Origin of the sequence: Psychrobacter coccoides (assembly GCF_017498085.1) — a bacterium.
GTDB lineage: Bacteria > Pseudomonadota > Gammaproteobacteria > Pseudomonadales > Moraxellaceae > Psychrobacter > Psychrobacter coccoides.
This window is the reverse complement of the sequence record NZ_JAGBKM010000010.1, coordinates 73,057-100,046: the sequence shown is the minus strand read 5'-3', so window position 1 is coordinate 100,046 and position 26,990 is coordinate 73,057. Positions and strand designations below refer to the sequence as shown.

22 protein-coding genes and 1 pseudogene are annotated in these 26,990 nt (G+C 43.5%); 8 read left to right on the top strand and 15 right to left on the bottom strand.

The window, feature by feature from the left end; all coding sequences use genetic code 11:
- The 4 genes and pseudogenes from J3492_RS07155 to queC all read right to left on the bottom strand — a co-directional run.
- Positions 1 to 329, bottom strand: a pseudogene (locus J3492_RS07155) (transposase family protein); the annotation flags it as partial.
- 8 nt (positions 330 to 337) lie between these two features.
- A complete protein-coding gene (locus J3492_RS07150) occupies positions 338 to 778 on the bottom strand; it encodes a transposase family protein (protein WP_207990864.1) in 441 nt (146 codons plus the stop codon).
- Positions 779 to 958: 180 nt separating this feature from the next.
- Positions 959 to 1,288 (bottom strand): hypothetical protein, encoded by a 330-nt coding sequence (locus tag J3492_RS07145; protein ID WP_207991119.1) that lies wholly within the window; start codon positions 1,286 to 1,288, stop codon positions 959 to 961.
- A gap of 213 nt (positions 1,289 to 1,501) precedes the next feature.
- Entirely contained in the window at positions 1,502 to 2,287 is a 786-nt protein-coding gene (gene queC / locus J3492_RS07140) for a 7-cyano-7-deazaguanine synthase QueC (protein WP_207991118.1), read from the bottom strand.
- A 415-nt stretch (positions 2,288 to 2,702) separates the two neighbouring features.
- On the opposite strand from queC, the gene ttcA reads away from it, so the two are divergent.
- Complete coding sequence (ttcA, locus tag J3492_RS07135) at positions 2,703 to 3,815, top strand: tRNA 2-thiocytidine(32) synthetase TtcA (RefSeq protein ID WP_207991117.1); 1,113 nt, start codon at positions 2,703 to 2,705, stop codon at positions 3,813 to 3,815.
- Positions 3,816 to 3,960: 145 nt separating this feature from the next.
- Here the strand turns inward: ttcA and J3492_RS07130 are convergent, their stop codons facing one another.
- From J3492_RS07130 to ccoN, 6 genes are all read right to left on the bottom strand, one after another.
- Positions 3,961 to 4,551 carry a FixH family protein gene (locus J3492_RS07130; RefSeq protein ID WP_207991116.1) on the bottom strand — a complete coding sequence of 197 codons (591 nt, stop codon included), beginning with the start codon at positions 4,549 to 4,551 and terminating at the stop codon, positions 3,961 to 3,963.
- Positions 4,552 to 4,739: 188 nt separating this feature from the next.
- The gene (gene ccoG, locus J3492_RS07125; protein WP_207991115.1) at positions 4,740 to 6,149 is read right to left on the bottom strand and encodes a cytochrome c oxidase accessory protein CcoG; all 1,410 of its coding nucleotides are present in this window, start codon (positions 6,147 to 6,149) and stop codon (positions 4,740 to 4,742) included.
- 382 nt (positions 6,150 to 6,531) lie between these two features.
- A complete protein-coding gene (gene ccoP, locus J3492_RS07120; protein ID WP_207991114.1) occupies positions 6,532 to 7,701 on the bottom strand; it encodes a cytochrome-c oxidase, cbb3-type subunit III in 1,170 nt (389 codons plus the stop codon).
- On the bottom strand, positions 7,698 to 7,880 hold the full coding sequence (locus J3492_RS07115) for a cbb3-type cytochrome oxidase subunit 3 (protein WP_207991113.1): 183 nt from the start codon (positions 7,878 to 7,880) through the stop codon (positions 7,698 to 7,700). Before J3492_RS07115 ends, ccoP begins: the two co-directional genes overlap by 4 nt.
- Positions 7,880 to 8,518 (bottom strand): cytochrome-c oxidase, cbb3-type subunit II, encoded by a 639-nt coding sequence (ccoO, locus tag J3492_RS07110; protein ID WP_207991112.1) that lies wholly within the window; start codon positions 8,516 to 8,518, stop codon positions 7,880 to 7,882. The genes J3492_RS07115 and ccoO overlap by 1 nt, the downstream gene beginning before the upstream one ends.
- A 9-nt stretch (positions 8,519 to 8,527) precedes the next feature.
- A complete protein-coding gene (gene ccoN, locus J3492_RS07105) occupies positions 8,528 to 10,009 on the bottom strand; it encodes a cytochrome-c oxidase, cbb3-type subunit I (RefSeq protein ID WP_207991111.1) in 1,482 nt (493 codons plus the stop codon).
- Between the two features lie 1,020 nt (positions 10,010 to 11,029).
- On the opposite strand from ccoN, the gene J3492_RS07100 reads away from it, so the two are divergent.
- On the top strand, positions 11,030 to 11,419 hold the full coding sequence (locus J3492_RS07100) for an SCP2 sterol-binding domain-containing protein (protein ID WP_207991110.1): 390 nt from the start codon (positions 11,030 to 11,032) through the stop codon (positions 11,417 to 11,419).
- Positions 11,420 to 11,587: 168 nt separating this feature from the next.
- On the opposite strand, the gene J3492_RS07095 is transcribed toward J3492_RS07100, so the two are convergent.
- A complete protein-coding gene (locus J3492_RS07095; protein ID WP_207991109.1) occupies positions 11,588 to 12,559 on the bottom strand; it encodes a hypothetical protein in 972 nt (323 codons plus the stop codon).
- A gap of 493 nt (positions 12,560 to 13,052) precedes the next feature.
- On the opposite strand from J3492_RS07095, the gene J3492_RS07090 reads away from it, so the two are divergent.
- Positions 13,053 to 14,288, top strand: a complete 1,236-nt coding sequence (locus J3492_RS07090) for a lipoprotein-releasing ABC transporter permease subunit (RefSeq protein ID WP_207991108.1) — start codon at positions 13,053 to 13,055, stop codon at positions 14,286 to 14,288.
- Positions 14,289 to 14,404: 116 nt separating this feature from the next.
- Positions 14,405 to 15,085 carry a lipoprotein-releasing ABC transporter ATP-binding protein LolD gene (lolD, locus tag J3492_RS07085; protein ID WP_207991107.1) on the top strand — a complete coding sequence of 227 codons (681 nt, stop codon included), beginning with the start codon at positions 14,405 to 14,407 and terminating at the stop codon, positions 15,083 to 15,085.
- A 36-nt stretch (positions 15,086 to 15,121) separates the two neighbouring features.
- Here lolD and J3492_RS07080 read toward each other — a convergent pair whose 3' ends face one another.
- Positions 15,122 to 15,682 (bottom strand): DUF2062 domain-containing protein, encoded by a 561-nt coding sequence (locus J3492_RS07080; RefSeq protein WP_207991106.1) that lies wholly within the window; start codon positions 15,680 to 15,682, stop codon positions 15,122 to 15,124.
- A gap of 238 nt (positions 15,683 to 15,920) precedes the next feature.
- Between J3492_RS07080 and J3492_RS07075 the strand changes: the two genes are divergently transcribed.
- From J3492_RS07075 to J3492_RS07060, 4 genes are all read left to right on the top strand, one after another.
- Positions 15,921 to 18,941, top strand: coding sequence for a ComEC/Rec2 family competence protein (locus J3492_RS07075; protein WP_207991105.1), 3,021 nt, complete (start codon positions 15,921 to 15,923; stop codon positions 18,939 to 18,941).
- 210 nt (positions 18,942 to 19,151) lie between these two features.
- On the top strand, positions 19,152 to 20,213 hold the full coding sequence (gene sppA / locus J3492_RS07070; RefSeq protein WP_207991104.1) for a signal peptide peptidase SppA: 1,062 nt from the start codon (positions 19,152 to 19,154) through the stop codon (positions 20,211 to 20,213).
- Positions 20,214 to 20,354: 141 nt separating this feature from the next.
- Positions 20,355 to 21,242 carry an alpha/beta fold hydrolase gene (locus tag J3492_RS07065; RefSeq protein ID WP_207991103.1) on the top strand — a complete coding sequence of 296 codons (888 nt, stop codon included), beginning with the start codon at positions 20,355 to 20,357 and terminating at the stop codon, positions 21,240 to 21,242.
- 162 nt (positions 21,243 to 21,404) lie between these two features.
- Positions 21,405 to 22,223 (top strand): CPBP family intramembrane glutamic endopeptidase, encoded by an 819-nt coding sequence (locus tag J3492_RS07060; protein WP_243453153.1) that lies wholly within the window; start codon positions 21,405 to 21,407, stop codon positions 22,221 to 22,223.
- Positions 22,224 to 22,438: 215 nt separating this feature from the next.
- Here the strand turns inward: J3492_RS07060 and dusA are convergent, their stop codons facing one another.
- The 3 genes from dusA to J3492_RS07045 all read right to left on the bottom strand — a co-directional run bounded on the left by dusA (position 22,439) and on the right by J3492_RS07045 (position 26,712).
- Positions 22,439 to 23,410 (bottom strand): tRNA dihydrouridine(20/20a) synthase DusA, encoded by a 972-nt coding sequence (gene dusA / locus J3492_RS07055; protein ID WP_207991102.1) that lies wholly within the window; start codon positions 23,408 to 23,410, stop codon positions 22,439 to 22,441.
- Positions 23,411 to 23,471: 61 nt separating this feature from the next.
- The gene (locus J3492_RS07050; RefSeq protein WP_207991101.1) at positions 23,472 to 24,773 is read right to left on the bottom strand and encodes an MFS transporter; all 1,302 of its coding nucleotides are present in this window, start codon (positions 24,771 to 24,773) and stop codon (positions 23,472 to 23,474) included.
- Between the two features lie 193 nt (positions 24,774 to 24,966).
- On the bottom strand, positions 24,967 to 26,712 hold the full coding sequence (locus tag J3492_RS07045; RefSeq protein WP_207991100.1) for a phospholipase D family protein: 1,746 nt from the start codon (positions 26,710 to 26,712) through the stop codon (positions 24,967 to 24,969).
- Positions 26,713 to 26,990 lie beyond the last annotated feature (278 nt).

The following is a 26,990-nucleotide window of genomic DNA, read 5'->3' as shown; positions in this document are numbered from 1 at the left end:
TAGCGCTGACGACGGTTGCGATATTTATGAGCCACGATTTTAAACAACTTGATTAAGCCTATTTTGTGTTCAACCACAATACGGAACTTTGCCAGATACTGATTGGCTTGTTTGCATATCTCCAATAACTGACCACCACGAGGTTTCTTAAATGGTGTGAAAGTTTGGTTATGTCGCTTTGCTAACCCTTGATAACCACTGTCTGCTAGATAGTTAGTGTTCTCAGGTAACCAATCAGGACAAGTATCTTTATACAGCTTAAAATCGTGGATGGACCCTTTACAGGTTTGCACATCAAGTATCAAACCGGTTTGCCAATGAACGATAACCTGCGCTTTTAAGGTGTGTTGTTTTTTCTTGCCGCTGTAGTAGTCTCTTTGGTTTTTTTTGGACGCTCAATTGGGGTTTCGGTGGCATCGACAATGACGACTGACCAATTGATGTCCTCATCGACACGACTAGGCAGCTTTTTGGGCAATTCAAACTTGCCAGAGTTAATCAGTGTGTCTTCTACTTTACGAATGATACGGCTAGCAGAAGACTCATGAATACCAAAGTCCATACTGATATGATAAAGCGTGCGGTATTCACGCCAATAAGTCAGGGCTAGTAGTATCTGCTCCTTAAGACTGAGCACACTTGGTCTACCTGATTTGGTCTTAGATGCTTCATGCTTTTGCATGGCCTCAAGCATGTCATAAAAAGTGGCTTTATGAATGCCAGTGTAGCGTTTAAAACCAGCGTCACTTTGTTTGAGTAGCTTATCTATGTTTGGCATATCTATTAAGTAAGTAGAGTTCAATAATATACGTTGTGTCTGACAACTACTTTTGCAAGAGGTCTAATAGATTAGGTATTTATTATCAAAGATTAGTTTCACACTTTGTTCTTTTATTAGCAAGCATAAAAAAGACTGACGATTGCCAGCCTTCTTTGTGGTAACTTTTTGGAAATGCAATTAAGCAGGTTTTTGAGGCTGCTTTAGGTCCAGTCCTTTCGTACACTGCTGTAAGTCTTTTTGCATTTTTTTGACATAGGGCAGTGAAGATGGGTCTTTTTTATCCTGTGCGTAGCTCTCGATCTCCCACATTTGACCGATGGTCATCTGACTACGAACATTGATAGTACAGTTACATAGTTTAGTCGCAGTGCTCTTATCAGCAACATTGTATTTGACCGCACCACTGACGCACTGATTGATATTGTCTTGCTTGATATCAGTCGCATTTGCCTGTGGTATGGACATCAGGCCGATTAGAGCTAACGGTAGGACTCGCAACAACTTCATAAACATTCTCTCAATTACTATTAATACAGTGGCTCATACGATAGCAAGTAAATCTACTAAATAACACCGTGCACATGCTGTCTTGATGCAAGTAAATGTTACGCTTTTGTTTATAAGGTCGTCAGATACTCTGTAACGAGACGTATTTACCTTACTTATTAATGCTTAATTCATGGTGTTGGGCGTGCATTTGCAAAGTTTAAGTCGTTTAAGTCACGCCTGATAATGAGTAGGATCAGAGACACCCGCTTGAGCAAACCCTTGACGGCGTAGCGTGCAGCTATCGCATACTCCACAAGCACGACCTTGAGAGTCTGCTTGGTAACAAGAAACCGTTTGTGCATAATCCACTCCCAGTGACAGCCCAAGCTCAATCGTCTTGGCTTTTGACAGCTGCTGGAGCGGCGTCTGGATGGTTAAGCGCTGACCGGTAACCCCAGCTTTGGTGGCTAAGTTTGCCATACGTTCAAAAGCAGCAATATACTCTGGACGACAATCAGGATAGCCTGAATAGTCGATTGAACTGACACCAATAACAATATGGTTGGCATCGGTCACCTCTGCGACAGCGAGCGCATAGGATAAAAATATCGTATTACGGGCAGGCACATAAGTATTAGGAATCGCCTCGTTATCGATCGCATTATGTTTTTTATGAGCAAGATTATTAGCATCACTGTCTGGCACGATCATGGTGTGGTCGGTCAACGAAGAGCCACCCAGCTGAGCGATGTCGATATCAATGATACGATGATTGACTGCCGCTGTTTCGGCAATCCTTTTTGCTGCCATAAGCTCACTATTGTGACGCTGGCCATAGTTAAAGCTGACAGCGGTGACAGATGCATAACGTGCTTTTGCCCAATACAAACAAGTGACTGAGTCCAGTCCACCTGATAGCAGAACGACCGCATTTTGACTGGGTGCAGGTGCAGATAAGGTAACCTCAGGCTCTGATACTTGAGGAGATGAGGAGGGTTGCGACGAAACATGGGTCATAATTTTAGTCTGTTTTTTAGTAAAGGATAAAAAATGCGTATTTTAGCAAACTTAGTAGCACTACATAACCTTTGAGTACAGAGCGCAGCAGTAGGGAAGGATGAAGGTTGGCTGTCACACATTTGCTCGCATAATTTAATTGTCGTCTTTTCAATCTGTTAGCAAAATTTGGTATAATCACTGAGCTTTTTGTAAAGCGATTTTTTAATCTAGCTATAGTCGATACTACATAAAATGGATACGTTACTTAATAATGCGAAACGGGTATAAATTTTTCTAGCTTGCTGTGCCTACGCCGACAGAGGCTGCAAAACCAACATTAAAAAACTAAGCATCCCAGTTCCGCTGTATCTTTTTCATATTAGATTGACTATATTTATTTGCAAACCCTTCCTGTATAGATATTGAGTAATATATGACTGCAGCTAATATATATGTGCCTAAGCTTTCACCATCCTCTGATGTCGAATCTACTGAGATTGAATCATCTGATGAGGGATTGGTTGATAAAGGTATAAAAAAAAATATTACTGAGCAAGTAGCGACCGAGTCAGCCGATTTTCGTAAGTTACAAAAAAAGCTGCGTCGTCAGGTATCGTGGGCGATTCGTGATTTCAATATGATCGAAGACGGTGATGTGGTCATGGTCTGTGTATCAGGAGGCAAAGACAGTTATACGTTGTTAGATATTCTGCTGCTACTAAAGCGCATTGCCCCGATTAGCTTTGATATTGTGGCAGTGAACTTAGACCAAAAACAGCCTGGTTATCCGGAGGATATCTTGCCTCAATACTTAAATGAGCAAGGTATCGCTCATTATATTTTGGAAAAAGACACCTATAGTATCGTAAAAAGCGTGGTACCAGAGGGTAAGACTTATTGTTCGGCGTGCTCACGTCTGCGTCGGGGTTCGTTGTATGGATTTGCCAAACAAATTGGCGCTACCAAAATCGCCCTTGGCCATCATCGTGATGATATTTTAGCTACTTTCTTTCTTAATCTCTTTCATGGCGGTGCTCTCAAAGCGATGCCACCGAAGCTATTAAGTGATGATGAACAAAACATTCTTATCAGGCCGCTGGCTTATGTCGAAGAAAAAGACATTATCGAATATGCTCGCATGAAAGCGTTTCCGATTATTCCGTGTAACTTATGTGGCAGTCAAACCAACCTACAACGTGCCATCATCAATGATATGTTACGCGAATGGGACGATGCTCACCCACAGCGGTTAGCGTCTATCTTCAAGGCCATGCAAAATGTGGCACCATCGCAGCTGGCAGATCGGGACTTATTTGACTTTGAAAAGTTGAGTTTAAATCGTGATGATGATGAGCGCTTATTTGAAGGTGATAACATTCAAGCAGGGCAGACTGACAGCCTTGCTGATATCGGGCTGCCAGTTGCACCAAAAACTCAGACCTTTAACCCAAAGTTTGCGACAGGCACTGAGTCATCAGATAGATATAGCATCAATGATGACCATAAAAGGCCTCAGAAAATACCGACAATTAATCCTGTCATTTAATCACATTAGCTCGTAATGTATGATCGTAACGCATAAAAACACCCCCATAAGTTGTGTCTAACTTATGGGGGTCAGCTCATTGATAGCTGGTTTTTATATATAGGGGTCTAAATCTTAAGGCCTGACAGTTTAGTCAGGATAAAACCTAGGAGCTTTTTTCAAATACCGGTAATGGGTTAAACTTCACCGTTGCACTTGGTAGCTTAGCGACATCTTGCATGCGCCAATCATCTTTGCCATCATTGCTGACTTGTAGATAGTATTTAGCTTTGAGTGGATCAAGATCGACTTGTGCACTGTACTTATTGCCACTTTGATGCTTAAGAATCACATCACGGTCTTTTTTGATATCGGTCGCATGCGAGATAGATAACTCCAACTTATCTGGATAAGTGAGCGGCTCACCATTTAAAAGCTTGCCAGTTTGTAGGCTTTGCTCTGGATAGTTGAGCTCAAAGACGATATTCCCTTCAGGCGAAAACCGTAAGTCACCACGCAAGTCCAGATCATAAGTGAGCTTATCACGTGAGACATCATGGTATAGGGTTTTACCATCCATATACCAGTCATCACGTACCACGCTATCACGGATTTGATAAGAGTAATAAACGAAAAAAATACAAGCCACCACGACAAAGGCGGGTAGCCCAATCACAAAGATAATCACCATGTAGTTTTTATACCATGGCTGGCTATCTTGATGTTTAAAGTTAGGTGCTTGAGTTGATGTAGACATAATATACCTATTAACTGTAGCGATTACTTAAAATCACTCGATAAATAGCGATAAGTGCAAATAAATCATAACGATCAGTATAGCTTGATTGTAAGCGCTCTGCATCTACCGAGTAGGTACAGAGACCTACTTAGCGTATTAGATCAGAGCTTGTATTACTACTGGCCGGGCCAATAGTAATGGTTGAATTATTGCCCTTGGGTAGTAAACACATTTTGCTTGCTCACTTTGTACTTGCCGTCCTCACTGGTTACGGTTAGTACAATAGGAGTCTGGCCTGATGCAACCACATCGGGATCACCATAGATACTGACGGGCATATCAAAGCTTTCTCCTGCTAATAGTGGCACATCGTTAAACCGTAATTGCAAACTTAGACCGTCTTGTGGTTCAAGTGTAATCCTGTAGGTATGTTCATCTTGAGTTTTATTGGTTAATTTTACGATGTAGCTGTTTTCAATCATGCCTTCTCTATTAATAGACGACAACTGGTTACGATCACGGCGGATATCAATTTCTAATGGTACTCGGCCTATGAGCGTATATAAGAGTCCACCACACAATAAGGTAAGTACTGCCAAGTAGGCAAAAAGGCGTGGACGAAAGACACGACTGGGTTCGTTTTCTACTAACTGGCGCTCAGTCGTATAGCGAATGAGTCCACGTGGGTAGCCCACTTTATCCATGATCTCATTACAAGCGTCGACACAAGCTGCGCACTGAATACAAGCCACTTGCAGACCATCACGAATATCAATACCAGTAGGGCAGACCTGCACGCACATGGTGCATTCAATACAATCACCCAAATGCTCTGGGTTTGTGCCTTTTTTACGAGGGCCACGAGGCTCGCCGCGCTCATAGTCATACGAGACGATCAGGGTGTCTTTGTCAAACATCACACTCTGAAAACGGCCATAAGGGCAGATCTGTACACACATTTGCTCACGCATGTAGCCGGCGTTTGCATAAGTAGCGAAAGTAAAGATAAACATAGAAACCCATACCCATGTTGGCCAATCGGGGAATGGGACGAAGCCTATCATTTGCCAACTGCCATACATAAAATCAGTACCGGCAACATAACTGACAAAGGTGGCGGCGGTGATGACTGACAATACAAACCAAATAAAATATATTAAAAAACGCTTAAAAACTTTAGTTGCGCTCATTGGCGACTTATCGAATTTGATACGTTTATTACGGTCACCAATTACCCATTTCTCAACATATTGATAAAGATGAGTCCAGATGGTCTGTGGGCAGGCGTAACCACACCAGACACGACCTGCATATACAGTCACCATAAATAAAGTAAAAGCAGAGATAATGGCGAATGCTGCTATAAAATAGAAGTCTTGCGTCAGGAAGGTTAAGCCAAAAATATAATAATGCTGAGAGGGAACATCAAACCAAATGGCTTGTCTACCATTATAACGTAGCCACGGCAGTATCAAAAACGCAGCCAAAAGGGCATACATGGTAATGACACGGATGTTTTGATAAAACCCAGTCACAAATCTAGGATGAACCCGTTTTTTTTCGGCGTTGAGATCTACTTGTTGTACGGGGATTTTATTGGGTTGTTGTGCTGACATAAACTTGCCTCTTTAAATAAAGAATCAGTCTGCTGGCATGGGTAACAAGCACCTACGATACTATGTGTTGGCTTGAATTGTTATCAATGTCAGTAAATAGACGGATGGTCTTTTATCGACCTATTTATCTATCAAATGAGCGATTGTAAGTAACTGATTATTATAGTAACTATTTTATCATCTTCCTTCTTATAAGTGGGGTAGGCGAATGAAAAAACAATCGATATAAAGTATTAGGGTTTTGCTAGGTTGTTCCTATACTCTTGGGTTTAACAAAAGAGTAGATATAAAGTTAAAAAGAAAAAAGGAGAACTGAAATGACAGTCCTCCTTTTATAAAGCTTTCCAAATGATCTTAGATCTCGAGTATCAATAAAGCGTTATTAATTCGTAACAGTGGTTTCGCTGGTAGAGGCTGCTGTAGCCGTCATATTAGCGTTGGTTGCAGTAGATGCGTTGTCTGATAATGAGTAAACATAAGCAGCAAGTAGCATAATGCGTTCATTACCTAACTTGGTTTGCCATTCAGGCATGACACCAGCACGACCATAACGCAAGGTATCACGAATAATCTCACGTGTCCCGCCCCATAACCAAATGTCATCCGTCAGGTTTGGCGCTCCTGTTGAGAGCATACCTTTACCATCTTCACCGTGACAAAGCACGCAGTTGGTTGGCTCTTTAAACAGTACCTCACCTTGCGCAACCATCGTCTGATCTAGATCATAATCATTTTGATTACCAGAGATTGAAAGCACATATTCCGTTACAGCACGTATGCCATCTTCACCAAGGTCTTCACGCCAAGCAGGCATCGGTAAAGCTTCAGGATTTTTACTGTAGTCGATATCAGCATTACGACCATTGTGCAGCGTTAACAAGATGTTTTCAGGCTTGCCGCCATGAATCCACTCATTATCCGTCAGGTTTGGATAACCCGTAGCACCTTTGGCGTTCGAGCCGTGACATACAGCGCAGTTCTGCAAGAAAAGACGACTACCCACTTTCAGTGCATTTGGATCTGAAGATAGCTTTTCGACGTAAGGGGCCAACTCAGTGACCTTTTCATCAATTTGAGTCTTTAAGTCTGCAGGTGGCTCTTCGCTGCGACGCAATGTTTTTTGCATATCAGCCAACTGTGCCAGTGTTTGTGTCGCATCGCTGGCATTGGCTCTGGCTAAAATGTTTTTTTCAAAGTTATCGGTGAATACTTTGTTGTTTTCTTCAAGCTCACTGTATAACTCGTTTTTAGACGTCCAAGGCACGGTTTCGCCATCGACTTCTACCGTAGCAATACCCTTCCAATTCGCTGGTTGGATAGCAGGGAAGAAAATCCAGTAGGCGGCACCCCAAATGATTGAACCAAAGAATATTACTAACCACCATTTAGGCAGCGGCTTATCATATTCTCGGATACCATCGTACGTATGACCAGTCGTACCGTCTTCTTCAAGGTCTGGCTTGTATTTTAATACAAATAACAAAACCCCAAGAATACCTGCCCAACACATGATACTGAGGATGGTAATCCAAGAACTCCAAAAAAATGTCATCGTTCATCCTTATTGCGCTGCTCTTCAGATAAGGATTTTTTATCCTCGTCATCAAGCGCAAGTTTTGCATCTTCTTCGAAGCGTTTTTTGTTTTTTGGCGAATACGCCCACCATGCAACGCCTATAAACGCAATGAAGGCAGAGACGGTTGCGATTGTTTGTAATTCACCAATACTCATTAGCGCTGTCCTTCCATCGCAGTACCTAACTGTTGCAGATAAGCAACTAAAGCATCAAGCTCAGTAGCGCCAAGCACTGCATCAGGTGCGCCGTCGATATCTTCTTCAGTATAAGGGACGCCGAAACGATCGCGGAATAGACGCATTTTAGTTTGGACTTTTGCACCGTTAACTTCGTTGGTGGCAAGCCATGGGAAACCTGGCATCACTGATTCAGGGACGAGTGATTGCGGGTCTATCAAATGCTGTTTTTGCCACTCTTCAGAGTAGCGCTGACCAACACGTGCCAGGTCAGGTCCAGTACGTTTTGATCCCCATAAGAAGGGATGATCCCATGTTGACTCAGCAGCGCGTGAGTACGGTCCATAACGCTCAACTTCAGCACGTAATGGGCGAATCATTTGAGTGTGACAGACGTGACAACCTTCACGAATATAAATATCACGCCCTTCAAACTCAAGCGCTGTCCAAGGCTCCATAGCAGGCAGGGGGGCATTTACCCCGCCTTCTTCAGGGCTTTTGTTATCATAAATCAGTGGTACGATTTCTACCAAAGTTGCAAAGCTGATTGCGATGACAATAAAGATGACCAATAAGCCTGTATTTTTTTCAATAATTTCATGCGGTGTACCAGCCATGATCGCTCCTTATACGTTAGCTGTCTGTGGTGCATCGACACTAGGTTTATGATCTGTTGGATCAGCCACATCAACTGGTTTACCTTCTGGCATTTGCAGTGTCTTATAAACGTTATACGCCATAACGAACATACCAGTCACATATAATAGACCACCAAAGGCACGACCGATATATGGGAAATGCGAGAACTCTACTGTATCAACAAAACTATATACTAATGTACCATCTGGATTGGTTGCAAGCCACATCATGCCTTGACCGATCCCTGAGATCCACATAGATACAATATAGAAGATAGTACCGGCGGTCGCAAACCAAAAGTGGGTATTAATCAAGCTGATAGAGTACATTTTTGGCTTGTTATAGATACGTGGTAGCAGTACATATAGCGAACCGATTGTAATCATTCCGACCCAGCCAAGTGCGCCTGAGTGTACGTGACCGACTGTCCAATCAGTGTTATGCGATAGCGCATTCACCGTCTTAATAGACATCATTGGGCCTTCGAAAGTTGACATCGCATAGAACGACAATGCCACAATCATAAAGCGAATGATCGGATCAGTACGTAGCTTATCCCAGCTACCAGACAAGGTTAAAACACCGTTAATCATACCGCCCCAAGAAGGTGCGAATAAGATAATAGAGAACACCATCGCTAAAGACTGTGTCCAATCTGGCAGCGCTGAATAATGCAAATGGTGTCCACCAGCCCACATGTATGACGCAATTAATGCCCAAAAGTGAACAATAGACAAACGATAAGAGTAAATAGGACGACCAATCTGTACCGGAACGAAGTAATACATCATTCCAAGGAAAGCAGCTGTCAAATAAAACCCTACTGCGTTATGCCCGTACCACCACTGCACCATGGCATCGGTCGCACCGCCAAACAGTGAGTAAGATTTAAACGCACTAACAGGAATGGCCATACTATTTACGATATGCAGTAGGGCAATCGTAATAATAAACGCGGCAAAGAACCAGTTGGCCACATAGATATGTGAGGTTTTACGCTTAATCAAAGTACCAAAGAAAACGATAGCATAAGATATCCACACCAAGGCAATCATAATATCGATTGGCCATTCAAGCTCAGCATATTCTTTAGTCGATGTTAGACCTAATGGCAATGTAATAACAGCGGCTACGATAACCGCCTGCCAACCCCAAAAGGTAAACCATGCCAAATATGGCGCAAAAAGCCTGGTTTTACAGGTGCGCTGAACGATATAGTAAGACGTTGCGAACAGGGCAGAGCCACCGAACGCAAAAATGACGGCATTGGTATGCAGTGGTCTGAGACGACTAAACGTCAGCCATGGAATGTCAAAGTTAAGTGCTGGCCATGCCAACTGTGAAGCAATGAACACACCAAGACTCATGCCGACGATGCCCCATACTACGGCCATGATCGTAAAAAAACGTACGATAGTGATTTCGTATTCACGGTCCACTGGGGCGACTGCTGTGTTTTGTAAACTCATTGGATGATTCCTTTACAGCCCGAATTATCAACAGAATTAACGAACTTTACGTGATGTGTATGCTATAGCAATATTCTAAAAAAGCCATGGCATCATCGCAGCACATATTGTGGTCTTTCTCGTTTTTCACTGTAACGGTTTATTAACTATCTGGTTGGATTCTCGTGGTACCAGTTGGAGCTGATAAGAGATAAGTGTAGAAAAACACATGATCTCTGTCGAGCACAACTAAGATGATTAATACATCGTTAAAGTTGATTGAGAAGCAAGCTGTCTTTTAGCATCAAACATCTACCTATATCTCAGTAGCGATACTTAAAGGAATATAAAGAAGCTTTTAGTATTCATATCAGTATCTATAAATGTATGCTAGCGGCAGCTGACAAAAACATGTTTACGTAACGTTTGGTTAAGACTCCCGACTCTGTTTGCAGGTATTGTAACGCAATCTTAATGAAATATCATTAGGACTATACGTCAAATACGAACTCTTTTATAAATTATCTAACCAACAATTTTTGCTAGTCATTTAGTAATGTGCTGATTACCCGTTACGTCTGATGCTAAAGCAATCGTGTGAAGCTCTATTGCACAGGATCAATAGGCGTAGGTAACCATATGATTTAACTTATGATACTCCGATAAAGCATAGATGTTAAGGGTAAATTTATCAAAGACTCGTTCTATCATGTTGGCTAAATGCGACAATATGACAGTGGCACTAAGCGCTTAAGGCAGTACTTGGCTATGATTAACGCCGCTTATCATAGCAAATTAAATGAACATATCAATATGAGAGGTAAGGGATTGTTATTGTAATCAACAAGACATCTCTAGTGCGCCAAAGACTTATAGCAGAAACCTAAAATGAGAGTCCATTAATCCGTTTTATGACAGATTAATTTATGATAATTTGTTACAATTCGGCACACAGTCGCACTTATGAGTTTTACTTACTTATAAAACCACGCCATAATGAGGTGGGGTAATATCAATCGATACTTTTTAAGGGATAATAATATGGCAGTTTTTTTAACAGACGCATGGTTTGAGCAAGTCGAGCAATTGGGGAGTGAAGCTGGTGAGCTGAACTTGCCACCTGCACTGGCCAACATGGTGATCAATCTAAAAGTGTCCGATACTGGACAAGATATTGAAGCGAACTATGCGGAAGGTTTACTGCATAAGGGACTAAACGACAACGCTACTACCACTTTATTGTTGGATCGTGATACTTTGCAGTCTATCGTCACTGACTTTGATATGAATCAAATTATGGGTGCATTTATGAGTGGTAATATCCGTGTTGAAGGGGATATGTCACAGTTGATGGCGCTACAAAGTGCTCGTCCAAGTGAAGAGCAAAAAGCACTATTCAAAAATATTAAGTCAATGACAACATTGGCTTAAAGCGATTAATTTGGTCTAAGGACTCTTTATCTAGAAAACAAAAAAGCCCTCAGCGATGAATTCTGAGGGCTTTTTGTTTATTTCTATTCATATGGCCGATACAAAGCCATAGGGCGTGTGCCAGCTTTATTTACAATAGACTATATCTTGAATGAACGTCGATAGTCATCAGCTGGCTTGTGACTGCTCTTGCGAGGTCTGGTTTTCTTTATAAATAGCCGCTTGTAACCAGATGTTGGCCTGAATATAATCATTGACTTCGATAGCTTGAGTGTCTGCTGTACTTACTGCTCCGATTCGCACCACAAATGGCGTAGCATCTTGTTCTCGTAAGATAACCACATCAAACAAGATAATCGGCTTGCCGTTAAAGGTTGAGTCTTGTTTGCCTAAAACCTGACCCTGACACCAAGCCTCGTCTTCTTGCCCTAAGGTGTCGCCAAATAAATAAGCGCACATATGACCTAAGTTAATCTCGACTGGCGCCATTTGTTCTTTGGTTTCTGGCTGCCAATCTTTGATTTGCTCTTGGATATCGTCTGGTACCTGTCCATCGTTAGCAGCGACAATGTCATTAAAGGCACGGTGATAACGAATGGCTTCTTGATCCTCAACTAGAATAACTTCATCTTGTTGGCTGATAGCAATCTCGTAGGCCCAAGCGCTAAAGTTGACAAAATATGGTGTGTTTTGTTGATATAAATGACGGTTTGCAGTGTATAGCTGATCAAAAGCATAAATGGTGCTACCATCAGCGCTACGCAGACGTAGTACGGCATCTTGTGTGTTGTCATTGACGACCATACGCTCAATGGTACAGGTGAGACCATAGGGGCCATCAATGCAAGGGTAGGCGTTAATAAAACACTCCGGCTTACCTTCTTTCATGGCCAAGACTTGTTTGATATGGCAGGGCTGCTCCTCTGACAGCAATAAGCAGCTGTCTTGAGTACTCACGTTAGGGTTTAGCCCTTTTGGCAACGTCGCCTGCTCGATCATTTGCTGTAGCCACTCTGGGACGTCTTGACTGATGTTTTCAGTTAAAATACGCCAATGATCAGCATGACCAGCAGTTTGCTCGTCAGAGAGGGTGATTTTTATAGGAGACTGTACGTTCTTATATTGATAATTGATGGTCATGAAAACACTCAAACTTTAGTCAGCAATGTCGTTTGGACGCCAAGCTTGTTTGCTAGTATATATGACTAGCGCAGTCAGCCTTGTCTAAGCAATCTCTTATAATCTTGCTAGCTAGTGTGCTATGTTTGTGCAGCAACATCAGTAGCAAAAGCGCAGCAAACGGCAATAATGGGTTAATGACAATTGTCCTTAGCATATAATATATAGGTATAGACACAACCAATAGCAAGTCCCTCACAAAAAAATAATAACAAAGTGAGTGGTTTTACTGGAAAATACCGGCAGTTTTTATTAAAGGTATAGCAAATATTGGATAAGTTGTGTCAAACTAGCCCCTTTTTGCCAGTTGCTATTAAGTATAATGCGTGACATCAAGTAAGTCCCCAATAAAAAGCCAGATCAGTCACTGGCGTGTCTTAAACCAGATGAATGTACCTAACAAAACCTTACTACATAGACTGATAGGTATGTGCATAAGAAAAAGAGTTTGAATATGTTTCGTCCTTTAGCTTTATTTATCGGTTTACGGTATACCCGAGCAGAGCGTAGTAATGGCTTTATTTCTTTTATATCGCTGATATCAATGGTAGGCCTGACTCTAGGCGTTGCAGTGCTGATCACTGTGCTGTCAGTTATGAATGGCTTTGACCGTGAGCTAAAAACTCGAATTCTAGGCATGGTGCCACAGGCAACAGTGACTTCTCCTGAGGTTATTGGTGATTGGCAGCTGCTGGCGGATCGGATTGAAGAGGATCCGGAAGTCACCGCTGTTGCGCCTTTTATCCAGCTACAAGGTATGCTGACATCCAATGGTCAGGTTGCTGGTATTATGGTGACTGGCATAGAGCCAGAGTACGAAAAAAACGTCTCTATTATTAATGAGCACATGACCGAAGGCAGTATCGATACCTTAAAAAACGGTGATTTTAGTATCGTGCTTGGTGAGGAGATGGTGCGTTCGCTGGGTTTAGGTATTGGCGATAAGGTAACTTTGGTTTTGCCAGAAGCATCGCCATCACCAGCTGGGGTAATACCACGTTTTAAGCGCTTTACCTTGACGGGTATTTTTAGTATCAGTCCAGAAGTCGACAGTCTGATGGCTTTTATTCCGATGAATGATGCGGCTAAGCTTTTGCGCCTACCAGAGGGTGCCCAAGGCGTACGTATGAAGCTCGATGACTTGTTTAATGCACCGATAGCGGCACAAAAAGCGGCGGCTATTGCTCCAGATCAGCTGTATCCAAATGACTGGACACAAACACATGGCAATCTGTTTGGGGCGATCCAAATGGAAAAGGCGATGGTTGGTTTATTGCTGTTTTTGATCATTTTAGTGGCGGCTTTCAATATTGTCTCAAGCCTGGTTATGCTGGTAACAGACAAAAAAGCAGACATTGCTATTTTAAAAACCTTTGGCGCCTCTCCACGTTTGATTACACAAGTGTTTATGGTGCAAGGTGTGGTTATCGGAGTCATTGGCACTGTGGCTGGGACTATCTTAGGGGTGGTGTTTGCGCTTAGTGTCAGTGATATCTTAAGCTGGGTTAATCAAAGCTTTGGCTTAAATTTATTTGATGCTTACTTTATCAACTATCTGCCGTCACAGTTGCGTTTGGCTGATGTGGTCTTGATTACGGGGGCGTCGTTTGTTTTGAGCTTTTTGGCTACCATATACCCTGCACGTCGTGCCGCCAAAATTCAGCCTGCACAAACACTACGTTATGAGTAATATGCCCTCATGGTTTTTGAGGTTTTATTCATCAGTAGTCTAGCGACTCAGACAGTTATAAATTCTACAGCTCAGTTTTGATTGAGCTGGCGGTAAGTGAAAATCAAGGAAGCAGTATGGCAGCGATATTAGAAGCAAGTAACATCAGTAAGATATACGATGAGGGGGCGGTACGTACGCAAGTTTTGACTGGTCTAGATCTGTCTGTCAATGCTGGCGAGCGCATCGCTATCGTTGGTACCAGTGGTTCAGGTAAAAGTACCTTGTTGCACTTACTGGGTGGCTTGGATACCCCAACCAGTGGCGAAGTATGGCTACACGGCAAGTGTTTGAACCATATGAACGAGACGCAGCGTGGGGCGATGCGTAATCAGTACTTGGGGTTTATTTATCAATTCCATCATCTATTAGCAGAGTTTACAGCGGTAGAAAACGTGGCGATGCCTTTATTGATGCGTCCCAAAGTATCTACCACTGATGCTAGGCAGCAAGCGATTGATATTTTAGAAAACGTGGGCTTGGGACATAGGTTGGATCATAGACCAGGTGAGCTATCAGGCGGCGAGCGTCAGCGGGTGGCTATCGCCCGTGCTCTAGTGACTAAACCGTCCGTTATATTGGCAGATGAGCCAACGGGCAACTTAGACTATGATAATGCTCAAAGTGTTTTTGGATTGTTGTCAGAGTTGCAGAGTACCATGCAGACAGCATTACTGATGGTCACTCATGATCGGAGCTTAGCGGCATTAGCAGATCGGCAATTATTATTGCGCAATGGGCATTGGGAAGACTATTAGGGTCTGTCAAATCTTTAGATAAGAGACGAATAATGATTATTTCTTAGGATTGCGTTGACGCTTTTGCCAACTGGTAACGGTCTTATAGCGCCAAATACCTTTAAAAGCCAAACCGCAGATGATACTAGCGACGATAGCGAGTATCGTGAGTCCAAGACAAAAAGCGGTTAAGGATACAGTGCCCTGATAAGTGACAAATGGGTTGGCGCCATCAGATAATAGCCACAAGCTAAAGTCGGCAATCATCCTGCCTATCACTCTTAAACTAATCATAGGCTCACCCAAAATCTTGGCGCCGACATAGTAGCCGGCATAAAAAATAGGTAAGGTGGTGAGCGGATTGGTAATCCATGTCAAACCAAGTGCCATAGGGACATTGGCACGAAAGATAAGCGCTCCAATCAAGGCCAACAACATCTGTCCGGGTAAAGGAAAAAAAGCACTGAGCACGCCGATATATACTGCCTTGTTTAGACTATGACGGTTGAAATGCCACAAACGAGGATCGACAAGATGTGGCGCAAATAACTTTAACGTGCGACTCTCTAGTATGGTTTCGGGCGTGGGCAGCAGTTTTTTAAGACGTTTATTGGGCACAGGCTTGCCTTAAATCATTATCTACATTCCGCTAGATTATTGCGAAAGACTGGTGTTTAGAGTGTAAGTAGAAAAAAAGACGGACAGGGTAAAAAATAGTGAATAAATCTATTCTTTAAAAGGTGCAAATAGTATAGGGTAATATAGTGATAAATGCTATTGTCGGTACTTGATTGTCGGATATAACAACGGCGACTGCGGATAAAGCGGTACTATTTTTTATAAGCAAGGAGCGCTGGTGTACTGGCTAGTTAGCATCTTAGTGATTACGGTCATGATGGCAATATTAGGCGTCGCTGACGATGTTGATTTGCCAGCTAATTCTTTATTAGACAAGCTGCTGATAGATAGCCTATCAATAATCAGTTTACCCAAAGCGTTCACTTGGATATTCCTGATCCTCGTGACTGCTGTTTTATTATTGCTGCTTCAGCGTAACGCTTTTTTATCAGACGTCAGTCATTGCCATCGCCAAAATAACCCATCAGCCCCTAAGACGTTTATCGTTCGGTTTTTTCGTTATTTGCCGAGTCGTTTATTTACAATGGCAATAGCGAGTCTTGTGGTCATTGGCAGTGCGCTACAAGCATTATCTGCTCATCAGCAAGCAGCATCTACAGCAATTACAGAACCCATGCGGGTACAAGCTTGGGTCACTATTGAAGGTATTAGTGACAGTGTATATGACCCTGCTAGCAATAGTGGCTATCGTCAAGTGGCGACAATACAAGCATTAACACCGTTGGTCTCAGAGTTAACTCGTCAAGATTTAAACGCTCAAACATTAGATTATCTGAGTAAAAACAGCCTAAATAGCTCAGATAAAGATACTGATAAGACATATCGGGTGCTGTTGAATGCTTATCCGCAACAGCACAGTAGTCATGATAAAGAGTTGCAGGCGCTAAACGATTTGGCGCCTAACGACAAGCTACTGATGACCTTGAAGCTTATGCCTTTGGCAACCTCACAAACGGCTGTGAATAATCCATCAGGTTTTGATAGCTATCAATGGTTGCGTAGTCGTCATATCGACGGTGTGGCGACTGTCATAGCGACAGGAGTACCTGTTGCTCATGTCTATCAGGATTCGACTTTAACCCCTGCCACCACTGCGGCTATACCTGCATTTGGCTCTGGCTCTGCATCTTATCTCAGACGCATACGTATCAGCATTGACCAATGGCGCTGGCAGCTGCGACAGCACTTCTATCAGGACTGGTCATCACAGACCACAAGCCAGCAGCAAGCAACAGCGGTCACTCTCAGTCTGCTTACCGGAGATCGAAGCCTAATCAATCGTGATACCAAAGACCTCTATCAGCTGGCAGGGATCTCACATTTACTGGCGATTTCAGGAACGCATGTTTTGTTTTTAGCGATTATGTTGGCAGGTGCTGCAGTACTGCTATTCGATCGTCTGTGGCCTCCACTGTATCGTCTCTTGCCACGTTGGCAAGTGCGCTGGTGGGTAATGATGAGTGCTGCTTTTATTTATGCCTTGTTCACAGGGTTTGACGTCCCTGCGGCACGTACAGCGTGGATGTTGTTGGCAATCGGGCTCATGAGGTTAACATTACTGCCTATTAGCACCATGCGTATATTGCTGGCGCTGGCAGTAATAATGGCTTGGATGGACCCTTATGTGTTGTGGCAGGCAGGGTACTGGCTGTCATTTATTGCGGTGGCGCTGTTACTAAAGTACGATGACAGTGCATACAAACAAGCCAGTGGCCAATCCATTAAAGGGCAATCAGCTCCTTTGCCTTTATCTCAGCAGTCCTATACAAGCCGAATTATTGTCAATAAGGTGGGCGTCATAGCAAAGCGCCTCGTCAAACTGCAGTTTTGGTTATTCATCGCCTTACTGCCTATGACATTGTTATTGTTTGGTAAAGCATCGCTATGGGGATTGGTGATTAACCTATTTGCCATTGGTTTATTTGGTTGGGTGATAGTGCCACTGAACCTACTAGCAGGGCTTTGTTATCTATTATTGCCTAGTGTTGCCGATGGTCTCTGGGGTTTGGTCACTAAGATAGTTACTGGCTTGCACGAGTTGATAGCATGGCTCACGTCAGTGCCAGCGCTGTCGGAGGCTTGGTTGTATACACCAGTAAATATGGCAATGATAATCATGGCTTTGATGGCTATGTCGCCTTGGTTGCTCCCTCGAGGGCTTGTTAGCCGTTGGTTGGTGTTGCCACCATTGGCGTTATTGATGATGACAGTTTATGCCAATCAGCAGTCATTTTATAAAGCACCAACCTTGTATATGCTACCAACAGGAGATGCCTACATTAGTGCAGCGCTGCTGCAGTATCCGGTGAGTGATAGTCAAAGTGGCACGGTTGACCGGCAGCAAGCAACTGCAGACAACGTCAGCTGGTTGTTTTTAGCAGATCATCGCCGACAAGACAAACCGACAAGAGCAAGTACGCTCACGGCTCAAAATCTCTCTGCGACTTTAGAGCAACAACTGCGTACCTTGTCCATAAAACGTATCGAGGGTATCGTGGTGCAGACCAGTGCCCTTAGCTTAACTGATACATTCGCCAAGCCGTCTCAAAAGAATTCAGCGCCTGAGCTACTTCCCATGGTGGTTTTGCAGTTAAGTCAGAGCCTGCCGACTAAACAATATTGGCAAGCGGGGCGTCATGAGCGTTGGTCGAGCTATCTACAGCTATATAGTGACAGTCATCCATCTACCATAAAAGCCACCATCAGTGCGCAGCGCTGTGATCAAGGTAAGCTCTGGCAGCTGCCAAACGGGGATTTGGCATTGCAAGCCGTGACAGGTTGGATTGAAGTTGAAGATAGGAGTGTTTGGGACTGTAGTATAGCGATCCATAGTGAACAGCCTATAGAGGTGGTTAAATACAATGCCGCTAATCCACAGCAGCCCTTACTACCAAATACTCAGCAGCTGATAGCGCCGCCAATACTGCACAGCCAGTCAAGTGTACAGTCCAGAGTCCAGCCATCTGAGCAGTGGCAAACACGATTGGTGCTTGATACGGCGACGCATCAGCGGGTATGGCAGCTGTGGTCGCTGCTATGTCCAGCTGAGTCGTTGGACACTGAGCGGCCAATCATGGGCAACCATGCCAGTGCTGCATCTAAACGCTCGACTCAATGGCTGGCTCACAGTGCCTCACAAGTCTCTGCTGATATATTAGGCCATCAACACGCCATAAAGGTTATGAGCTATGACGATAAAGACTTAGCAGTGGCGCTATCGCTTAGCTCTGCACCATAAAGCATGTACCATAAAGATGCGCATGTCTATTTTATGTATAACTGGTTATAATATTGCTAATTATATAATAACATGTCACGTTTTCACTATTGAACCCTAACCAAAAAGCCACCATACTTAGCAGCTTATTGTTTTATTAGTATCTATTTTATATCAGTATTAAATAGATATTCTTTTATTGTTTAGATTGATTCTTACCTAGGAAGTGTTATGCCTAACTGGCCGCCAGACCCTAATAAACGTCCTGAAAACAGGACTAATCAGCCAGCACCAATCCAACAAGTGTCGCCAAACCAACCGAGTGGGCAGGAGTGGCGCCTGATTGAAAAAACCCTACTCGCTAGCGTGGAAGAGCAACGTCGCTCCAGACGCTGGGGTATCTTTTTTAAGCTGTTAACATTCGGTTATATCTTACTGGTGTTTTTATCTATCGGCCGTGGCTGTAGTACTGACAAACCGGCGACCTTGGATGGTATCGATACCAGTAAGCCGCATTTGGCGGTGGTGGAGGTTCAAGGAACGATAAGTGCGAACGATATCGCTAACGCCTACGATATCAGTAAAGCCTTGACCCGGGCCTTTGAAAATAAAAACTCAAAAGCGGTGGCACTAGAAATAAACTCACCTGGCGGCTCACCAGTACAGTCGGATGAAATCTGGCAGACCATGATGGACTTGCGCCAGCAGTATCCAGATAAAAAGCTGTATGCGGTCATTGGTGATGTTGGTGCCTCTGGCGCTTATTATATCGCTTCTGCTGCTGATGAGATCTATGTCAACCCTTCAAGCTTGGTGGGCTCGATAGGCGTCATTATGCCAAGCTATAATATTGAGAGCCTGATGGATAAGTTGGGTATTGAAGATCGTACCTTAACTGCAGGAGAGTATAAAGATATCCTAAGTTTGTCACGGCCCCTAAGTGACTATGAGGAGGAGCACGTCGAAAAAGTGCTAGACAATACTCATAAGCACTTTATTAATGCTGTCAAAGAAGGCCGTGGTGAGCGCCTAAAAGACCCAGAAGACAATAAGCTGTTTTCAGGGCTGTTTTGGACAGGTGAGCAGTCGATCGAGCTTGGATTGGCAGACAAAAAAGGCAGTATCGCTAGTTTAGAAAGACAATTAGAGCTTGATAATGTGGTCAACTATTCGCCGCGAGATCCCTTCCAGTTATTTATGGAGCGCTTTGCTGTCAAGCTGGGCGCAGGTGTGGGCTCAAGTATTAATCTTGATGTACTGCCAAAAGAGGATGGTCATGCTGAGATGCGCTAAGTCCTTTATATCCTAAATTTTATGTGTATGATTGTGAAGGCTGAGCATGGGTTTATGCTCAGCCTTAATTGTATCAGTGTTTAGACTCTGTTGAATACGATAAAAATAATAAGCCATTATATGACCTTGCGAGAGCCTGTTATGAGCCAGATAACGCCCCATACCTTTGCTTCATTGCCTGTATCACAAAAAACCCAAAAACCTGTGATACATTTTGCCCATGCTAATGGGATGCCTAGTGCCGTTTATGAGCCGTTTTTTGTTGGTTTAGCTGAGTTTTTTACCATCGAATATATTCCGATGCTCAGTGTGGACCCTGATTATCCTGTTGATGATCATTGGCGTAGTCTTACTCAGCAGGTGATTGATAGCGTAGAGCGTACTTGCGAGCAACATGGGGTCGCCAAGCTGGTGGCTGTGGGGCATTCATTGGGGGCTATGTGTACGCTACAAGCTTTGTATCGTCAGCCCAAGCGTTTTGAGCAAGCGGTACTGATGGATCCACCGTGGATTTATGGTACGACCAGCTTGGTTTGGCATTTGGCAAAGATAGCAGATAAGCTGCCTTTGATGAATAATCGCTTTATGGATAAATTATCGCCTTCTGGTATTTCTAAAAACCGCCGAGACGTCTGGAATAGCCGTGAGGAGGCTTATGAGAAGATGCGTCATAAAGGGTTTTTTAAAAACTTTGATGAGCGCAGTTTTCAAGGTTATATTGAACACGGTCTGCATGAGCGAGCAGATGGTAAGGTGACTCTCGCCATCCCTAAAGCAGCGGAAGTGGCGGTTTTTCGTACCAATCCCTCTTGGTATTGGTTGGTACCAAATCGTCGACCCAAACCGCCTGTGACCTTGCTCATTGGCGAGGACAGTCTGTTTTTGAAACGTCAGTTTCCAAAAATGGTACAAACCAGATTGGGCATTCCTTATGTCACGCATGCAGGCGGTCATATGTTCCCTTTAGAATATCCAGAATCTGTCTCCATGCAGGTGTTGAAGCTTATCGAACAGCAATTGGTGCCTTAAAGGGCATGTCTATGCGCTCAGAACATATACTAGTGTGCATGGACATGGTATGAATGGACAATGATCTCAGGGTTTTTGGATGAAAGGTTTTCTAGAGACAGTGTTGTTAGGCGACGGACTGTCCGTATGCGTTAATAGATTGCGATTGCGAGTGTCTTTTTTATGACAGATCGATCTAAAGTTAGTGCTTTTTCTCATGCAGATTACACGATAGGGTCTAAGCGTTCGTCTTTGTTTTCACCTTTGGGCGCATTTGTGCTAGTCATCGGTATGGTGGCAGCGTTTTTTCTCAGTCAATTGGTAGGGGTTTATTTGGCTGGCAAGTGGCTGTTGCCAACCGTCAAAACGATGACAGTCGGTGATGTCTTTGTTTTTGGGGGAAGTAATGGGACGGTAGTGAGTGTATCGATCGTCATTAGCTGTCTGCTGATCTTGCTTCTTAGCGCCTTGATTTTACGTCTCAAGTCTGCTGATGTTTTTCAGTATTTGGCATTCAAGCCTTTTTCGTTAGCGGTTGGCATGCAGATGCTTGGGCTGCTTATTCTCTTTATGGTGGGTAGTCAAGTACTGACGTATGCTTTGGATAAGTCTCCCTTGGTATTTGTCGATCCTTTATATCACTCTGTCAGCTCAGTGTGGCTGCTGGTATTTGCAATGGTAATAGTTGCGCCGATATATGAAGAGCTTGTCTTTCGTGGCATCTTATGGACGGCCATTGCTGAGCAGTTTTCTACGCCAAAGCACTTAAAGCGGCGCAGCTTAAATAGAGCACGTGGCGCATTAGCCGCTAGTATGATTACCAGTGCGATCTTTGCAGTGATGCACCTACAGTACGGTATCTATGAGATTGGTACTATCATGGTGTTGGCTTTGATATTTTGCTATGCGCGTTTCAAGTCGGGCTCTTTAGTCCTACCGATGTTGTTACACATACTCAATAATGGTGCAGCGATGTGGCAGTATTTATCGCAAGTGTCCTAGGGCATGTCTTCAATTCGAACGAGAAGATCTAAATGGGCTAAAAATGGCTAAATCTTGACAAACGTCGTCAAATAGCTGGCTAACACCTTGATATTATCGGCGTTATTTTGCTTGTTTGACATCGATTTATCTCATTCTTATTACCATCTTTAAAATGAAGGCACGCCCTAGTCTGAAGCTTAGTCTTTTAGTCTGGTGCTGAGCCTTATACAGGTTTAAGCCTCTGGGTTTAGTGCTAGCACTTCGGACGCCGCTTGCTTGATATCGTCAAGCGTGAGACTTGGCTTGCCGCTCAAAGCTTGTCGCCATTTACGAGCACCCTTCAAGCCTTGAAACAATCCTAAGTAATGACGTGCCATCGTAGGTAGGGCCTCACCTTTTTCGACTTGTGCTTCGAGGTAGGGATAGAGGCTCGCCAAAATATCTGAGCGTTTGGGTACGGGCTCGCCCCATAAGCTGTTGGCCTGCGCTAGTAGATAGGGATTGTGATAAAAAGCCCGCCCAATCATGACCCCATCGATGTGCTGTAGATGGGCAGCAATGTCTGCTACTGTGTCGATACCGCCATTGATTTCAATATCAAGCTCTGGGAAGTCTTGTTTTAACCGGTAAACATCATCATAGCGCAGAGGGGGTATTTCACGGTTTTGTTTGGGGCTTAGCCCTTGTAGCCATGCCGTGCGTGCATGTACGATAAAGCGTGTACAGCCAGCTGCTGCGACGGTTTGTACGAAGTTTGACATAAACTCATAACTGTCAAAATCATCAATTCCGATACGATGCTTGACTGTTACCGGAATATCCACCGCCGCTTGCATATGCTTGACCAGCTCGGCCACTGTCTGAGGTTCAGCCATCAGACACGCACCTATCTTGTTATGTTGAACACGGTCTGATGGGCAGCCAACATTAATATTCACTTCATCGTAATCATACTGCTGCGCAAACTGGGCGCACTGCGTCATCTCATCAATATCTGCACCACCAAGCTGCAGCACTAGAGGGTGTTCTAGCGTATCAAAGCGCAGATGTCGAGCACGATTGCCATGAATCAGTGCACCTGTACTGATCATCTCGGTATACAGGTAGACATGGGGGTTAAAGAGCCGTGCAAAATAACGATAATCAGTCGTGGTCCAGTCAATCATAGGAGCGACCGAAAGACGTTTGTTGGTCATATCAACCATAGTATTACCCTTGAATGTATTATGCATGTGCTATCGACCTGATATGAGTATTCATGCAAAATTAAATCAGCTGATCGATTTTTTTGTATTCTTGTAGATTGTAGAAATAAAGCCCAATGATTATCCCAATAAATCCAATAAATGCAATATAAAGCGCTGGTGAAAAGCTTACAAATACAGTGGCATAGCTAAGAGCAAAGGGCAGTAGGCCACCCACGATACCATAGGTCACGCTATAAGAGATCGCCATCCCCGTTAAGCGCACATTTGTAGGAAATAGCTGGACAAAAATTGCCGGTATCATACCAATGATGCCGGCACAAAAACCAAGCAGCGCATACATGATGAGGATATAGTCGCCACCAGCTTCTAAGTGATAGAAAAAAGCAAAAACTTGGGTGATAAGTAACACGGAACCCATGACTAAAATCTTACCAAAGTTTTGATAATTGGAGAGGATGCCATAAAAAAGACAGCCAAAAATCATAAATATAACACCAAGACTATGCGAAAAACCAAACAAGTCACTGTCGATGGTGAAGCGTAGAGTGATCAGCTTTGGCAGGAGCAGTACGACTACGATGGTTATACTAGAAATCATCAGTGTCAGTATCATACCGATGAATAATGAGTGCTTACAGTGGCTAAAGAGTAGGGTGAAAGGTTTAGCAAAGCACTTACTAGGTTTTTGTTTCTTCATTTCAACAAAAAATGGCGATTCGCTAATATAGCGCCAAGCCAGTAGTGGTAAAAAGCTGAGAATAGCGGCGGCGATGAACGGTAAGCGCCAGCCATTTGTCACTAACTGCTCGGTGGTCATAGACGCAGTAAGCCATGTAAAAAAAGTACTGGCAAACAATACCCCTATCAAAAAACTGGCTATGACGTAGCTACATCCAGCCGATAAGTACTGACGCGGGACATGCTCAGCTACAAAAATCCAAGCCAATGGAACAAAAATTCCAAAAGCCATGCCTTGTATGATACGCAATATAATAAATAGGATCGGTGCGGACAGCCCCCATTGAGCATAAGTGGGCAGACAGGATATCGCTAGCATACACGCTGCGGTCACCAGCATACTGATTAACAGGACTGGTTTGCGGCCATATATATCGCCGTAGCGACCAAAAATCACACCACCTATAGGACGGGCCAAATAGCCTATAGCAAATAATCCAAGCCCTTGAAGTTTTGTAATGCTAGAGCTGGTATCAGCAGGAAAAAAAGCTGCCGAGATAACATCTACCATAAACAAATAAATCAAAAAATCAAAGAACGCCACAGCACTGCTAAAACAAACAAACAGTACAATGTTTCTGTCTTTTGGATCCATTAATGCATATTGAGAACGAGAAGGCATAATAAATCACACACTCACACATAAAAAAGCGGTCATTAAGTCAATTGTCATAGTGACAAGCAACCTCATAAAAGCGATAAGCCATTATGGGTCAGTAGTGGCTCAACACAGAGAGTTGTAAAGGGTCTAAATGGAGTAGCGTTAGAGTAAGTCAAGCCTTAGAGTCATTAAATCTTAAAACAAGGCCTTACCATTAAAGCAGCCAATCGATAGGTAACCATGACATAATGGTCAGCCAAATATGATCAGTAAAATCTACCCGTGGCTCTGAGGTATATACGACCTTTTCGCCATTCTCAAGGGTATGCCACTGCAGCTGGTTGTTATCTGTTAACCTGACTTCATAGGCCTGACTCAACAGGTTGTCGTCAAGCGTTTCGTGTAACTGCCGTGCCAATTCATCATCATTGATAAGTACACCCATCTCAGTATTGATATTGGCAGAGCGAGGGTCAACGTTGTACGACCCGATAAACACCTGATGGTCATCGACTGCAAAGGTTTTGGCGTGCAGGCTCGTCGACGACTGGCTGCGAGCTTTCCAAAGTTTGTTTTCTCGTTTTTCTTCACCAGCCGTGGATTTTAACTCATAAATTTTAATGCCTGATCTTAACAGTTTAGGCCGCCATTGACTGTAGCCAGAATGTACTGCAGTGACGTCGGTGGCGTCAAACGAGTTGGTTAAAATCTTGATATCGATTCCAGACTCTGCCAGCTGCACTAAAGTATTCACACCGTCTTTGGTAGGGACAAAATATGACGAGATAATGGTTAGGTTTTTGGACGGGTTGCCTAACAAAGTACGCAGCTGATGGACTAGATTGGTATCGGCTGGTACAGACTTGGTCAGCTTGCCGACATCATCACTCAAAAACTGCATGTCTGTCCAGCGAAAGGGCACTCGCTTATTGACCAAGTCAGAATCAATAGAAGAGTCTTCGATAGCCGCTTTATATACTGCTAAGCTGCTGCGAGCGTTACTTTTTTCATCTTCATCTAGCTTATCTAATCCAGTCAAAAAGTCAGAGGTATCTCCCTTGTTCAGGGTTGCCAAGGTTTCGATATCAAAAGAGATGGGCGCTGACCAATAGCTGGCAAAGCTATTATCAATATCAGCCACCACCTTGCCTATCAAGAGCACGTCTAGGTCGGCAAACTGGCTGTTTTGATCGTTACTTAGATATTCGTTACCAATATTACGGCCACCGATAATGGTGATTTGCCTATCAAAGGTCATGCTTTTATTGTGCATCCGTCGATTGATACGAGGTAGTCCGGTAATATAATTGAGCGACTGAAACTTACGATGCATCAATGGGTTTACAATACGAACCGCAATATTAGGGTGGCTTGAGAAGCGCAGCAGGTGCTGATCAAACTTGGCATCATTGTTAAAGTCATCCAACAACAGGCGCACAATGACCCCGCGTTCAGCAGCTTCCCACAAGTCCTTTAGCATCAACTGACCGGCTTGATCGTTATGCCAAATATAGTACTGTACATCAATACTACGGGTGGCCATATCCGTTAAAATACTACGTGAAGCAAAGGCATTGGCGCCAGTAACGATAGGGTGATAGCCAGACAGCTCCGGGTGGTTTTCGTTTTGTTCACTGATGGCTTCTACCAGTTCGGTCTCGGGGCTCGAGTGTTCATCAATATCATTATCGGTCTTAGAGTCAGAGCTTGAAGCCTCGGCATTGTCATTCATGTTTATATTTTGAGGGCTTATATTTTGAGGGCTTATATTTTGAGAGTTTAGTAAGTGGCTTTCCTCATCACGCTTTGATTGATATAAAGCATTAACACGTGCCGACAAGGCTTGGCTCTCAGGTAAATGAGGCTCGATAGGCAGACTTTGACAGGCACTAAGCCCCAATGTCAGACCAAGCGTCAGGCTTAGCGATAAATTGCCGGGCTCTATATTTAATATGGACATAACTGTGTTTACCTTGATGCGCTTGATTTGATATAAAGTGTACTGTAATTCAATAAGATGAATCCAGTCCAAGCTATGCAACCGACTCTGAAAGTATGGCTCAAAACCGCAGTGAAATGACTGCTCAGCTTAACAGGTATGAGGATATCTGCCTATAAAAAATATGGCCTCCTTTAGCTCTATCCTGCATGTAGTCGGTGATAATCTGCAGGGTAAAGTGTGGATATGCCCAGTTTTACTCATCCGATTGAATAGTCATAAAACCGTTTTGTAACTCA

Bases quoted from the DNA above. Each gene is read 5' to 3' on its own strand.
- J3492_RS07150 (WP_207990864.1), bottom strand. From the start codon at position 778: ATGCCAAACATAGATAAGCTACTCAAACAAAGTGACGCTGGTTTTAAA.
- J3492_RS07145 (WP_207991119.1), bottom strand. From the start codon at position 1,288: ATGAAGTTGTTGCGAGTCCTACCGTTAGCTCTAATCGGCCTGATGTCC.
- queC (WP_207991118.1), bottom strand. From the start codon at position 2,287: ATGACCCATGTTTCGTCGCAACCCTCCTCATCTCCTCAAGTATCAGAG.
- ttcA (WP_207991117.1), top strand. From the start codon at position 2,703: ATGACTGCAGCTAATATATATGTGCCTAAGCTTTCACCATCCTCTGAT.
- J3492_RS07130 (WP_207991116.1), bottom strand. From the start codon at position 4,551: ATGTCTACATCAACTCAAGCACCTAACTTTAAACATCAAGATAGCCAG.
- ccoG (WP_207991115.1), bottom strand. From the start codon at position 6,149: ATGTCAGCACAACAACCCAATAAAATCCCCGTACAACAAGTAGATCTC.
- ccoP (WP_207991114.1), bottom strand. From the start codon at position 7,701: ATGACATTTTTTTGGAGTTCTTGGATTACCATCCTCAGTATCATGTGT.
- J3492_RS07115 (WP_207991113.1), bottom strand. From the start codon at position 7,880: ATGAGTATTGGTGAATTACAAACAATCGCAACCGTCTCTGCCTTCATT.
- ccoO (WP_207991112.1), bottom strand. From the start codon at position 8,518: ATGGCTGGTACACCGCATGAAATTATTGAAAAAAATACAGGCTTATTG.
- ccoN (WP_207991111.1), bottom strand. From the start codon at position 10,009: ATGAGTTTACAAAACACAGCAGTCGCCCCAGTGGACCGTGAATACGAA.
- J3492_RS07100 (WP_207991110.1), top strand. From the start codon at position 11,030: ATGGCAGTTTTTTTAACAGACGCATGGTTTGAGCAAGTCGAGCAATTG.
- J3492_RS07095 (WP_207991109.1), bottom strand. From the start codon at position 12,559: ATGACCATCAATTATCAATATAAGAACGTACAGTCTCCTATAAAAATC.
- J3492_RS07090 (WP_207991108.1), top strand. From the start codon at position 13,053: ATGTTTCGTCCTTTAGCTTTATTTATCGGTTTACGGTATACCCGAGCA.
- lolD (WP_207991107.1), top strand. From the start codon at position 14,405: ATGGCAGCGATATTAGAAGCAAGTAACATCAGTAAGATATACGATGAG.
- sppA (WP_207991104.1), top strand. From the start codon at position 19,152: ATGCCTAACTGGCCGCCAGACCCTAATAAACGTCCTGAAAACAGGACT.
- J3492_RS07065 (WP_207991103.1), top strand. From the start codon at position 20,355: ATGAGCCAGATAACGCCCCATACCTTTGCTTCATTGCCTGTATCACAA.
- J3492_RS07060 (WP_243453153.1), top strand. From the start codon at position 21,405: ATGACAGATCGATCTAAAGTTAGTGCTTTTTCTCATGCAGATTACACG.
- dusA (WP_207991102.1), bottom strand. From the start codon at position 23,410: ATGGTTGATATGACCAACAAACGTCTTTCGGTCGCTCCTATGATTGAC.
- J3492_RS07050 (WP_207991101.1), bottom strand. From the start codon at position 24,773: ATGCCTTCTCGTTCTCAATATGCATTAATGGATCCAAAAGACAGAAAC.
- J3492_RS07045 (WP_207991100.1), bottom strand. From the start codon at position 26,712: ATGTCCATATTAAATATAGAGCCCGGCAATTTATCGCTAAGCCTGACG.